This is a genomic window from Halorubrum sp. GN11_10-6_MGM (assembly GCF_005435165.1).
GTDB lineage: Archaea > Halobacteriota > Halobacteria > Halobacteriales > Haloferacaceae > Halorubrum.
Genome location: NZ_SGUC01000021.1, coordinates 39,276 through 50,658, shown reverse-complemented (window position 1 = coordinate 50,658; position 11,383 = coordinate 39,276). Strand labels below are relative to the sequence as shown.

Annotated in this window: 12 protein-coding genes and 1 pseudogene; 12 read left to right on the top strand and 1 reads right to left on the bottom strand. The window is 67.5% G+C overall.

Going from position 1 to position 11,383, the window contains the following annotated elements; genetic code table 11:
- Positions 1-310 precede the first annotated feature (310 nt).
- The 8 genes from EXE46_RS11185 (at position 311) to ftsY (ending at position 5,114) form a co-directional block, all read left to right on the top strand.
- The gene (locus EXE46_RS11185) at positions 311-463 is read left to right on the top strand and encodes a 50S ribosomal protein L39e (protein ID WP_004050128.1); all 153 of its coding nucleotides are present in this window, start codon (positions 311-313) and stop codon (positions 461-463) included.
- Positions 464-742, top strand: coding sequence for a 50S ribosomal protein L31e (locus tag EXE46_RS11180; protein ID WP_004595726.1), 279 nt, complete (start codon positions 464-466; stop codon positions 740-742).
- 1 nt (position 743) lies between these two features.
- The gene (locus EXE46_RS11175; RefSeq protein WP_137688471.1) at positions 744-1,409 is read left to right on the top strand and encodes a translation initiation factor IF-6; all 666 of its coding nucleotides are present in this window, start codon (positions 744-746) and stop codon (positions 1,407-1,409) included.
- Positions 1,410-1,497: 88 nt separating this feature from the next.
- Positions 1,498-2,478: an ABC transporter ATP-binding protein gene (locus EXE46_RS11170; RefSeq protein WP_241981540.1), complete on the top strand. Its 981-nt coding sequence runs from the start codon at positions 1,498-1,500 to the stop codon at positions 2,476-2,478.
- On the top strand, positions 2,475-3,290 hold the full coding sequence (locus EXE46_RS11165) for an ABC transporter permease (RefSeq protein WP_137688470.1): 816 nt from the start codon (positions 2,475-2,477) through the stop codon (positions 3,288-3,290). The genes EXE46_RS11170 and EXE46_RS11165 overlap by 4 nt, the downstream gene beginning before the upstream one ends.
- A 97-nt stretch (positions 3,291-3,387) precedes the next feature.
- The gene (rpl18a, locus tag EXE46_RS11160) at positions 3,388-3,564 is read left to right on the top strand and encodes a 50S ribosomal protein L18Ae (RefSeq protein ID WP_053771299.1); all 177 of its coding nucleotides are present in this window, start codon (positions 3,388-3,390) and stop codon (positions 3,562-3,564) included.
- The gene (gene pfdA / locus EXE46_RS11155) at positions 3,564-4,022 is read left to right on the top strand and encodes a prefoldin subunit alpha (RefSeq protein WP_137688475.1); all 459 of its coding nucleotides are present in this window, start codon (positions 3,564-3,566) and stop codon (positions 4,020-4,022) included. The genes rpl18a and pfdA overlap by 1 nt, the downstream gene beginning before the upstream one ends.
- 15 nt (positions 4,023-4,037) lie before the next feature.
- Positions 4,038-5,114 (top strand): signal recognition particle-docking protein FtsY, encoded by a 1,077-nt coding sequence (ftsY, locus tag EXE46_RS11150; RefSeq protein ID WP_137688469.1) that lies wholly within the window; start codon positions 4,038-4,040, stop codon positions 5,112-5,114.
- Between the two features lie 107 nt (positions 5,115-5,221).
- Here the strand turns inward: ftsY and EXE46_RS17745 are convergent.
- A pseudogene (locus EXE46_RS17745) lies at positions 5,222-6,087 on the bottom strand (phosphatase PAP2 family protein).
- 218 nt (positions 6,088-6,305) lie between these two features.
- Here EXE46_RS17745 and EXE46_RS11140 point away from each other — a divergent pair.
- Genes EXE46_RS11140 through EXE46_RS11125 form a run of 4 tightly spaced genes read left to right on the top strand, consistent with a single transcriptional unit; the run spans position 6,306 to position 11,339 of the window.
- Complete coding sequence (locus tag EXE46_RS11140) at positions 6,306-7,550, top strand: BMP family protein (RefSeq protein ID WP_158413948.1); 1,245 nt, start codon at positions 6,306-6,308, stop codon at positions 7,548-7,550.
- Between the two features lie 32 nt (positions 7,551-7,582).
- Positions 7,583-9,157: an ABC transporter ATP-binding protein gene (locus EXE46_RS11135; protein ID WP_137688468.1), complete on the top strand. Its 1,575-nt coding sequence runs from the start codon at positions 7,583-7,585 to the stop codon at positions 9,155-9,157.
- Positions 9,154-10,287: an ABC transporter permease gene (locus EXE46_RS11130; RefSeq protein ID WP_137688467.1), complete on the top strand. Its 1,134-nt coding sequence runs from the start codon at positions 9,154-9,156 to the stop codon at positions 10,285-10,287. Before EXE46_RS11135 ends, EXE46_RS11130 begins: the two co-directional genes overlap by 4 nt.
- The gene (locus EXE46_RS11125) at positions 10,284-11,339 is read left to right on the top strand and encodes an ABC transporter permease (protein WP_137688466.1); all 1,056 of its coding nucleotides are present in this window, start codon (positions 10,284-10,286) and stop codon (positions 11,337-11,339) included. The genes EXE46_RS11130 and EXE46_RS11125 overlap by 4 nt, the downstream gene beginning before the upstream one ends.
- The last annotated feature ends 44 nt before the right edge of the window (positions 11,340-11,383 follow it).

The window sequence follows — 11,383 nt, the reverse complement described above, 5'->3', positions numbered from 1 at the left end:
GCTGGCGACGTGGCGCCAGCAGGGACGCAATCCTTACGACGAACTCAGGCGAGTTGTCCGCGACAACGAGATGATCTCACGGGATCAAGCTGCTCCGATTGTTGAGTCTTCAGGGTAAACACGTACCGGATCCATCTCGCCGTTTTGGACTGATTCATCGACTTTCGTCATACGTTGTCCACTTGCTGTTCGGTTCTATCGGTACGTTACAAAAAGTATGGTCCACAGTCACGTATCTCGGGCTCGATCCTGCTGTGCGCGACCCCGTATGGAAGGGGTTTTATGCGACCCGCGGAAAGTGTGCGCCACTATGGGAGACAAATCGAAGGCTCAAAAGAAGCGTCTGGCGAAGGCGGAGCGCCAGAACACCCGCGTCCCCGCGTGGGTCATGATGAAGACGGACATGAACGTGACGCGAAACCCGAAGCGGCGCAACTGGCGCCGGAACGACCTGGACGAGTAAATGTCGACGAACGACTTCGAGGAGCGCGTCGTCACCGTCCCGCTCCGCGACGCCAAGGAGAAGCCCGTCCAGCAGCGCGCCGACTACGCCATGAAGATCACCCGTCAGCACCTCGCGAAGCACTTCTCCGTCGACGAGGGCGACGTGATCATCGACGGCTCGGTCAACGAGGCGGTCTGGGAGAACGGGCGGCAGAACCCGCCCAGCACGGTGCGGGTCCGCGCGGCTCGGTTCGTCGAGGACGGCGAGCCGGTCGTCGAGGCCGAGCACGCCGAGTAGCGTGTTACGGGCGACCTTCACCGGCTCGTCGTACGTGGGCGTGTTCGCCCGCGCCGTCGACGACCTCCTGCTGGTCCGGCCGGACGTCGACGAGGCGCTCGCCGAGGACCTCGGAGCGGAACTCGGCGCGGAGCCGCTGCTGACGACGGTCGGGGGGTCCAACACGGTCGGCGCGCTCGCGACGGGCAACGAGAACGGCCTCCTCGTCTCCGCGCGAGCGACCGAACGCGAGAAAGACCGGATCGCGGACGCCGCCGGCGTCCCGGTGTACGAACTCCCGGGCGAGATCAACGCCGCCGGAAACGTCGTCCTCGCGAACGACTACGGCGCGTACGTCCATCCGGACCTCTCGCGCGAGGCGATCCAGACGGTCAAAGACGCGCTCGACGTCCCCGTCACCCGGGGCGACCTCGGCGACGTCCGGACCGTCGGCACCGCGGCGGTCGCCAACAACACGGGCGTGTTGTGCCACCCGCAGTCGACCGAGTCGGAGCTTCAGGCGGTCGAGGAGGCGCTCGACGTCCGCGCCGATCTCGGCACGGTCAACTACGGCGCGCCGCTCGTCGGCTCCGGGCTCGTCGCCACCGACGAGGGGTACGTCGTCGGCGAGGACACCACCGGGCCGGAGCTGGGCCGGATCGAGGAGACGCTCGGCTTCATCGACTGAGCCGCCCGCCGGCGTTCCCGACCTCCGCTCTCCGTTCTCTTTCGCTGACACTCCTACATTTAAGAGCCACAGCGGAGTTGCGGACGGTATGCCCGCTATCGAGTGTCGAAACCTCACCAAGTACTACGGCGACGTCCGGGGGATCGAAGACGTCTCGTTCACCGTCAAGGACGGTGAGGTGTTCGGCTTCCTCGGGCCGAACGGCGCGGGAAAGACCACCGCGATCCGCACCCTGTTGGGATTCCTGTCGCCGACGAGCGGCGGCGGTGCGCTGCTCGGCCACGACGTGACCGACCCGGCCGCGTCGCGTCGCGCCCGCGAACGGACCGGGTTCCTCCCGGGAGACCCCGGACTCGACCGCGACCGCACCGCGGCGGCGTTTCTGGACCATCAGGCGGCGCTCAGGGGAGAGTCGAGTCGCGACGCACTCGTCGACCGGTTCGGTCTCGACGAGTCGCGCCGAATCGCCGACCTCTCGCGCGGGAACCGACAGAAGGTGGCGCTGGTGGCCGCGTTCATGCACGACCCGGACCTGCTGCTGCTCGACGAGCCGACCTCCGGGCTCGACCCGCTGCTTCAGGAGGAGTTCGCCGCCCTCGTGCGCGAGCGCGTCGACGACGGCGCGAGCGTCCTCCTCTCCTCGCACGTCCTCGGCGAGGTGGCGGCGCTCTGCGACCGCGTCGGCGTCCTCCGGCAGGGCCACCTCGTCGCGGTCGAGTCCGTCTCGGACCTCCGGTCGCGAGGCGGCAAACAGGTCCGCGTCCGGGTCGCCGAGGACGTCGATCGGGCCGACTTCGAGCTCCGCGGAATCATGAACCTCCGGGTCGGCGAGACCGTCTCGTTCACGTGGACCGGCGAGTACGACGCGCTGATCGACCTGCTCTCCGGGTACTCCGTGCTGGACCTCGACGTGGTCGACGCGCCGCTCGAAGAGGCGTTCATGACGTTCTACGACGGCGACGTCCCGGGACCGACCGGGAGCGGCGGCACGCCCCGGGGCGACCGCGCGGCACGGGACGGCGACGAGCAGCGCGACGCGACCGCGTCGTCCGGGGGTGAGTCGCGATGAGCGACCGCCCGGCGCCGTGGATCGCGATCGCGCGCTACGACGCCGCGGGCCGCGCCCGCGGGTCGCTCGTGGTGACGGGGCTGCTCTCCGCGTTCCTCCTCCTGTTTCTGGCCTTTTTCCCCTCGCTGTCGACCGCCGGTATCGACCTCGACGCGTACGTCGAGGCGTTCCCGCCCGCGTTCCAGGAGGCGTTCGGGATCATCGCCATCTCCTCGATCGAGGGATTCCTCGCGGTGGAGTTCTACCAGTTCGCGTGGCTGCTTCTGGTCGGCCTCTACCTCGCGTACCTCGCCGGGGGGACGATCGCCGGCGACGTCGCCTCCGGCCGGATGGACCTCACGCTGTCGGCGCCGGTCGCGCGGCGCGACGTGGTGATCGGGCGGTTCCTCGGACTCGTCCCGTTCGTCGTCCTCCTCAACCTCGTCCTGCCGGTCGTCGCGTACGTCGGCGTCCTCGCGGTCGGCGAGACGATCGCGGTCGAACGGCTCGTCGCGGTCCACGCGCTGGCGGTGCCGTACCACCTCGCGTGCGTCGCGGCCGGGATCGCCGTGTCGACGCTCGTCTCGCGGCCGGGAGTCGCGCAGCGGGTCGCGCTCGGCGCGCTGTTCGCGCTGTTCATGTTCGAGTCCGTGGTCGCCAGCACCGACTACGCGGCGGTCGGGGACGTCAGCCCGACGGCGCACTACGATCCCTCCGCGGCGCTCGTGTTGGGCGAGTACGACCTGACCGGCGCCGCGATTCTGCTCGCGGCGACGGCGGGTCTCGTCGCGCTCGCGGTCGTTCGGTTCCGACGCGCGGACCTCTCGGGGTGAACCCCGGAGTTCGAGACCGTTCCGTCTGGCTCACGGCCGCCTCGCCGCCTGTCCTTTTTTAGGAAGATACTTCCCTGTCCCTGCCGGATCGGGGAACATGAGTACCTACACGGTGAGTGGACGGTTCCAGAGCCGAGACGGCGACCAGCCGTTCACGAAGGACGTCGAGGCGGAGAACGAGGACCTCGCCCGCGAGCGCATCTACACCACGGTCGGGAGCCAGCACAACCGCAAGCGCACCCAGATCGAGATCGAGGAGGTGTCCGAGGCATGATGGGCGGCGGACAACAGCAGCTCCAGCAGCTCTCGCAGGAGCTACAGGAACTCGACGAGGAGATCGAGGCGCTCGAAGCCGAGATCGCCGACTACCGCGAGGAGAAGGCCGACATCGACGACGCGATCGAGGCCATCGAGACGCTCGACACGGGCGCGACCGTTCAGGTCCCGCTCGGCGGCGGCGCCTACCTCCGCGCTGAGGTCCAGGACATCGACGAGGTCATCGTCTCGCTGGGCGGCAACTACTCCGCCGAGCAGGAGCAGGACGACGCCATCGACGTCCTCCGGCGCAAGCAGGAGGCGCTCGACGATCGGATCGAGGAGACCGAAGCGGAGGTCGACGAGCTGGAGTCCGAGAGCGACGAGCTCGAACAGCAGGCCCAGCAGATGCAACAGCAGATGCAACAGCAGCAGATGCAGCAGATGCAGCAGTCGCAGGAAGACGACGGGGAGTAACGGAGGGCCCCGACCGTGTTCGACGGACTGAAAGACAAGCTCTCCGGCTTCCGCGAGGACGTCGAGGAGTCGACCGAGGCCGAGGAAGATGCGGCGGCGCCCGACGAGGCGGCGCCGGCCGGGAGCGACGCCGCCGCGACCGCCGAACCCGCGGAGGTCGACGCGGACGAGTCCGACGCCGACGAGTCGGGGTCGGACGACGAGCCGAGCACCTTCCAGCGCGCGAAGGCGTTCGCGACCGGACGGATCATCATCGAGGAGGAGGATTTAGAGGAGCCGCTGTGGAACCTCGAGATGGCGCTGCTCGAAAGCGACGTGGAGATGAGCGTCGCCGAACAGATCCTCGATTCCGTCCGCGAGAGCATGCTCGGCGAGTCCCGGAAGCAGGTCGAGACCACCGGCGAACTGGTCGAGTCGGCGCTTCACGACGCGCTGCTCGACGTCATCGCGGTCGGGCAGTTCGACTTCGAGCAGCGGATCGCCGAGGCCGACAAGCCCGTCACCATCGTCTTCACCGGCGTCAACGGCGTCGGGAAGACGACGAGCATCGCGAAGCTCTCCGAGTGGCTCGCCGACCGCGGCTACTCCTCCGTCCTCGCGAACGGCGACACCTACCGCGCGGGGGCCAACGAGCAGATCCGCGAGCACGCCGACCGGCTCGGCCGCGATCTGATCAGCCACGACCAAGGCGGCGACCCGGCGGCCGTCATCTACGACGGCGTCGAGTACGCGCAGGCGAACGACGTCGACGTCGTCCTCGGCGACACCGCGGGGCGACTTCACACGAGCGACGACCTGATGGCGCAACTGGAGAAGATCGACCGCGTCGTCGACCCGGACATGACCCTCTTCGTCGACGAGGCGGTCGCCGGGCAGGACGCGGTCAACCGCGCGAAGGAGTTCGACGACGCCGCCGCGATCGACGGCGCCATCCTGACGAAGGCCGACGCCGACTCCTCCGGCGGCGCCGCCATCTCGGTCGCGTACGTCACCGGAAAGCCGATCCTCTTCCTCGGCACCGGACAGGGGTACGACGACATCACGCTGTTCGACCCCGAGGACCTCGTCGAGAGCCTGCTCGACGAGGAGTAGCCGAAGGCTCGGAGCCGCGTTGCCCTTCTCTCGCCGTTGCCCTTCTCGCGCCGTTTCACTTCTCGCCCGTCAGCGGCGTGACGACGGACTCTCGACGCTCGGACGGCTCAATCGTCGTCCGAACGTCCCTCCGGCGTCGCGCGGTCGACGGTGTCGACGTCCGCACCGACGGGCGCCCTCTCGACGCGCGCCACGATCCGTGTCGCGGCCGCGACCGAGCCGACGCCGAGGAGGGCGCCGGCGACGACGTCGATCGCCCAGTGAATCCCGAGGAACATCGTCGAGTAGACGACGGCGGCCGCGAGCGCCGCGGCGAGCGCCGTCCACCGCGGGAACCGGCGCCGAGAGCGCCACGCGACGGCGAACACCGCAACCGAGAGCGAGGCGTGGAGCGACGGGAAGACGTTCGTGTTCGACGCGACCGCGGCCGTGAGTTCCTGCGTCTCGGGGTAGAACTGGTACATCAGCCCGTCGACCGATTCGAGGTACCTGCGGGGCCCGTATCCGATGAACAGCGTGTAGCAGACGGTCCCGACCGCGTAGTTCAGCATGTAGGCGACGAGCAGTTCCTTCAGGTGTCGCTGTCCGGTCTTCCCGCCCAGGAAGTACACCGCTGGCCCGGCAGCGAGGAGCACGGCGAACCCGAGCATGTACGCGACCGGAAGGGTTCGAGCGCCGCTTCCGGCGTCGCGCGCTGTAGCACGGCCACGAACTCGCCGTCGACCGCGTACAGCTCGTCGGTGATACGCCAGTCGAGCGCGCGCGATATCCGGATGCGGTACCCCTGCGTGATCTGCTTGACCGCGAGCAGGGCGAGCGCCGCCCCGAGGTACGGGGCGACGTCACGGAGGCGATCGTCGAAGCCGGTCACCGCGCGGGACAGTTGTCGAGGCCCGACACAGAGGAGGGCTGTGATCGCCGTCCCGACGAGGACGGAGAGGCCGGTGATGGCGATCACTTCGAGGAGCGACATCGTCGTCTCTTCACAGTCCTCCCGACAGATGAGTGACACGGTGTGGCGGCACCGCTTACGCGGGCCTCCTCGGTTCCTCGCGCGCCGAGCGCCGATCGCCTGCCGGTTCGAACTGCGATAAAGAGATTTCTCACGCTTTTTTATTATCAGTGACGTCGATGAGTATAGTGGATAATTATTTACGTTACTCAGAGTCCGGTTAGTTTGAGGACAACGTCATGACTGACAGCGATAATCACGGGGACGGGTCGACGCACAGCCCAGAGACAACCGCGTCCGAACGCGGATCGCAGCGCCGCGATATTTTAAAGGTGGGGGCGGGGGCGGTAGGGATCGCCGGGCTCGCGGGGTGTCTCACCGACGACGGTTCGGACGGTTCGGACGGTTCGGACGGCTCCGACGGTTCGGATGGGTCCGACGGCTCGGACGGCTCCGACGACTCCGACGACTCCGACGGTTCAGACGGCTCCGACGGTTCCGACGGCGGAAGCGAGACGACGAACGTCGCCATCGTCTCCAGCCCGGCGGGGTTCGGCGATCAGGCGTTCAACGACCTCGCGCTCGACGGGCTCCAGAACGCGGCCGAGGAGTACGACATCGAGATCCAGCAGGTCGAAGAGACCAACCAGTCGAACTATCAGACGGTTCAGTCGCGACTCGCCGAGAGCGGCGACCCGGACTACGACCTCATCGTCTTGGTCAGCTACAACCACACGCAAGCGCTCCAGACGAACGCCGAGGAGTACCCGGACCAGAACTGGATGCTGATCAACGCGTCGGTCGACCAGCCGAACGTGGCGGGGTACACGTGGGCGAACCACCAGATGTCCTTCCAGGCGGGCGTGTTGGCCGGGACGATGACCACGCGCGAACTCTCTCACGAGGGCAACTCGCTCAACCCGGACGAGAGCGTCGTCGGGTTCGTCGGCGGCGTCGACGGCTCGCTCATCAACGCGTTCGAGCGAGCCTACCGCGCCGGGGTGGAGTGGGTCGACGAGGGTATCGAGGTCAACGTCGGCTACATCGGGAACTACACCGACACCCAAACCGCGAACAACATCGCCACCTCGCAGTACGACGCGGGCGCCGACATCGTGTATCACGCCGCCGCGGCGGCCGGCCAAGGCGTGTTCCAGGCCGCACAGGACGCCAGTCGGTTCGCTATCGGCGTTGACGCCGACCAGTCCGTGACGCTCCCGGACTACCAGGACGTCATCATGGCGTCGGCGGTGAAGTACATCAACGAGGGGACGTACGAGGTCGCCGAAGCGGTCGTCGAGGACAACTGGTCCAGCGTTCAGGGGTCGAACGTCCTCGGCCTCGAATCCGAGGGCGTCGAGGTCGTGTTCGGGCAGGCCGTCGGTGACAGCCTCCCGGACGTCGCGGCCGAGAACCTCGAGGAGAGCAGGCAGGCGATCATCGACGGGGAGGTCACGGTTCCCTGTAGCGCCGGCGGTTGCTGACAGCGGGCGGTGCCCGCGAGTATTTTTCCACTATGCCAGAATCCACAGACAACGCGTGCGCCGTCGAACTCACCGACATCACGAAACGGTTCGGCGACGTCGTCGCGAACGACGGTGTCGACTTCTCTCTCAGGAACGGGTCCGTCCACGCCGTGGTCGGCGAGAACGGCGCCGGCAAGACGACCCTGATGAAGGTACTGTACGGCCTCTACGACCCCGACGAGGGGACGGTGACCGTCGACGGTGAGCCGCGGACGTTCGCGTCGCCGCGCGACGCGATCGACGCCGGCATCGGGATGATCCATCAGCACTTCCAACTGGTGGACACGATGACTGTCCTCCAGAACATCGTCTTAGGTCACGAACCGTCGAAAAACGGACTCGTCGACGATAGCGAGGCTCGCGAGCGCGTCCGAGAGATCTGCGACGCCTACGGGTTCTCCGTCGACGAACACCTCGACACGGACGTCGAGGACCTCGGTCTCGGCGTCCAGCAACACGTCGAGATCGTCAAGAGCCTCTACCGGGGCGCCGAGACGCTTATCTTCGACGAGCCGACGGCGGTGCTGACGCCACAGGAGGTCGAGGGACTGTTCGACGTCATGGAAGCGCTCACCGCCGACGGGCGCTCGCTCGTCTTCATCACGCACAAACTCGACGAGGCGATGACGGCGGCCGACGAGATCACGGTTCTCAGGGACGGCAGCGCGGTCGGGACGGTCGACGCCGACGAGACGTCGCGGAACGAGCTCGCCCGGATGATGGTCGGTCGAGAGGTGCTCTTCGACATCGAGCCCCGAGAGCGCTCTCCGGGTGACGTCGCGCTCTCCGTCGACGACGTCTGTACGGACGACGAGCGGGGGATCCGTCAGGTCGACGGCGTGAACTTCGCCGTCAGGGAGGGAGAGATTCTCGGCGTCGCCGGCGTCGAGGGCAACGGACAGCGGGAGCTGATCGAAACGATAACCGGTATGCGAGACGCCGAACGCGGCGCCGTGACGCTGTTCGGCGACGACATCACGGGACTGAGTCGGCGGGAGCGCATCGAGTCGGGAGTCGCGTACGTTCCCGGCGACCGGACTCGCGAGGGGCTCGTTCAGGAGTACAGTCTCGTCAAGAACGCGCTGCTCGGCAACCAGACCGTCGAACCCTTCGCGGACGGCGCCTTCCTCGACTGGCGGGCGATCACCGACCACGCGGACGCCATCGTCGAGGAGTACGACGTTCGTCCGGCCGACGCGGACGCGGCGGCGGAGTCGCTGTCCGGCGGGAACCAACAGAAGTTCGTCGTGGGTCGCGAGCTCGAACGAGACCCGTCGCTGCTCGTCGCGGCGCATCCGACGCGGGGCGTCGACATCGGGTCGATCGAGTTCATTCACGAGCGGCTCCGCGAGATGCGTGACGAGGGCGCGGCCGTGATCTTGGTCTCCTCGAAGCTCGACGAGGTCAAGCGGCTCTCCGACCGAACGGCGGTCATGTACGAGGGAGAGTTCGTCGACGTGGTCGATCCCGGCGACGTGACCGAGGAGGAACTCGGACTGATGATGGCCGGACAGTCGCTCGACGAGCCCGACACGGTCGCGGTCGACGCGGGGGGTGACGCGTGAGCGACGCCGGCGCTTCGCGCGTCCGGACCGCGCTCGACCGGCTGGTCGACCGTATGGTCCGGGCGACCGTACTGGAGCGGATCGTCATCGCGATCATTTCGACGACCCTCGCGCTCGGTATCGGCGCGGGTATCGTGGCCCTCTCCGGATACGACGCCGTCGAGTTCGTCTACTCGCTCGTGTACGGGGCGGTGGGCGAGCTCTCGAACGTCGCCTTTACCCTCAGACAGTCGACGATGCTCATCTTGGCCGGCGTCGCCGTCGCCGTCGCGTTCCGCGCCGGCGTGTTGAACATCGGCGTTCAGGGGCAGTTCGTGGTCGGCGGATTCGCCGCCACCCTCGCGATACTGTTCCTGACGCCGCTGCTCCCCGGGAACACCTTCGTCGGTGTCGTTCTGATGGTCGTCGCCGCCGGAGCCGCCGTCGTCGCCGGTGGGGCGTACGGTGCGCTGCCCGGGTTGATGAAGGCGTACGCCGGTGCGAACGAAGTCATCACGACGATCATGCTGAACTTCATCGCCTCCGGGGTCGTCTACTTCCTCTTGGACGCGTACCTGCGTCCGCCGGGGGCGGCGGCGCCGAACACGGAGTCGTTCCCCGACTACGTCGACCTACCGGGATTCGCCTTCGGGAGCCCGTCGTTTTCGGTCATCGGGTTCGCGATCGCGCTGGTGACCGTCGCCGTCGTCTACGTGTACATGACGCAGACGGGGTCCGGCTACGACCTCGTCACCAGCGGCTTCCAGGAGCCCGCCGCGAAGTACTCCGGCGTCGATCCGAACCGAATGATCGTCCGGACGATGACGCTTTCGGGGATGATCGCCGGGCTCGCCGGGGCGCTGTTCGCCGTGATGATCTTGGGGTACTACAGCGACCCGAACACGTTCCCGACGTTCGGCTTCGACGCCATCGCCGTGAGCCTCTTGGCCGCGAACAACCCGCTCGGGGTGATCCCCGCCGGGCTCCTCTTCGGCGGGCTCGACGCGGGCGGACAGTACATCGGTTTCACGCTCGACGTGCCCAGCGAACTGGTCGACGGCGTGATCGGGCTAATCGTCCTGTTCGTCGCGGCGCCGGAGCTGTTTCGCGCCGCCGGACGGTACACGGGTCTCGGAGGTGACGCCCGATGAGCGCCGTCCGCGAAGCGATGGACGGGCGCTCTGCGTTCGTCGGCGGGCTCGCGCTGCTCGCGGTCGCTCTGATCGCGTTCCTCGTTACCGACATCCCCGGCTCCGATCTCGTGACGGTCGGCGCGATGGAACGGGCGCTTCAGGCCGCGACGCCGATCGCGCTGGCCGCCATCGGCGGGCTCTACGCCGAGAAGAGCGGCGTGTTCAACATCGGGCTAGAAGGGTTCATGATATTCGGCGCGCTGTTCGGAGCCGTCACGGCCTGGACCGCGTCCGGAAGCGACGGCGTCGGCCAAGCGGATCTCTGGCTCGGCGTGTTGACCGCGATGGTCGTCTGCGGTCTAATGGCGGCGCTGTTCGCCGTCCTCCTGATCCGCTACGAGGCCGACCAGATCGTCGCCGGGCTCGCGGTGTGGTTCATCGGACTGGGCTTCGGGCCGTTCATCTCCACGGTCGTCTGGGGCGGCGTTTCGAGCCCGTCGCTCCCGAACATCGACAACGTGGTCGTGCCCGTCCTCTCCGAGGTCCCGATCGCGGGGCGGCTGTTCTTCGACGCGTCGCCGCTGGTCCTGTTCACGGTCGTCCTCGCGGTCGGCGCGTGGATCGTGTTGTTCCGGACCCGATACGGCTATTGGGTACAGGCGGCCGGGGAGAATCCGGAGGCGCTCGACACGGCCGGCGTCGACGTGAACCGCGTCCGCTACGCCACGCTCGTCTTCTCGGGAGTCATGGCCGGCCTCGGCGGTGCCGTGCTGTCGATAGGCATCGGGAGCGGCTTCACCGGGACGGGAGTGACGATGGTCGACGGCCGCGGCTGGATCGCGATCGTCGCGTACCTGTTCGGCAACTACAACCCGCTCGGTACGTACGGAGCGTCCCTGTTGTTCGGTGCGATGGACATGCTCCAGATCCAGCTTCAGACCATCGGTATCTCGCTGCCCGGGAGCATCACGGGGCTGTTCCCGTACGTCGCCGTCCTCGTCGTGCTCGTCGTGGTCGGGTACACGCGGGTCCCGGCGGCGGTCGGTGAACCGTACTCGAAAGAAGACTGACCGGCGGGTCCGAGCGCTCGGCCCGTCCGGGCACTTCATTACCC

What these genes read in the sequence shown, in the direction of transcription:
- EXE46_RS11185 (WP_004050128.1), top strand. Translation starts at nt 311, where the DNA reads ATGGGAGACAAATCGAAGGCTCAAAAGAAGCGTCTGGCGAAGGCGGAG.
- EXE46_RS11180 (WP_004595726.1), top strand. Translation starts at nt 464, where the DNA reads ATGTCGACGAACGACTTCGAGGAGCGCGTCGTCACCGTCCCGCTCCGC.
- EXE46_RS11170 (WP_241981540.1), top strand. Translation starts at nt 1,498, where the DNA reads ATGCCCGCTATCGAGTGTCGAAACCTCACCAAGTACTACGGCGACGTC.
- EXE46_RS11165 (WP_137688470.1), top strand. Translation starts at nt 2,475, where the DNA reads ATGAGCGACCGCCCGGCGCCGTGGATCGCGATCGCGCGCTACGACGCC.
- rpl18a (WP_053771299.1), top strand. Translation starts at nt 3,388, where the DNA reads ATGAGTACCTACACGGTGAGTGGACGGTTCCAGAGCCGAGACGGCGAC.
- pfdA (WP_137688475.1), top strand. Translation starts at nt 3,564, where the DNA reads ATGGGCGGCGGACAACAGCAGCTCCAGCAGCTCTCGCAGGAGCTACAG.
- EXE46_RS11140 (WP_158413948.1), top strand. Translation starts at nt 6,306, where the DNA reads ATGACTGACAGCGATAATCACGGGGACGGGTCGACGCACAGCCCAGAG.
- EXE46_RS11135 (WP_137688468.1), top strand. Translation starts at nt 7,583, where the DNA reads ATGCCAGAATCCACAGACAACGCGTGCGCCGTCGAACTCACCGACATC.
- EXE46_RS11125 (WP_137688466.1), top strand. Translation starts at nt 10,284, where the DNA reads ATGAGCGCCGTCCGCGAAGCGATGGACGGGCGCTCTGCGTTCGTCGGC.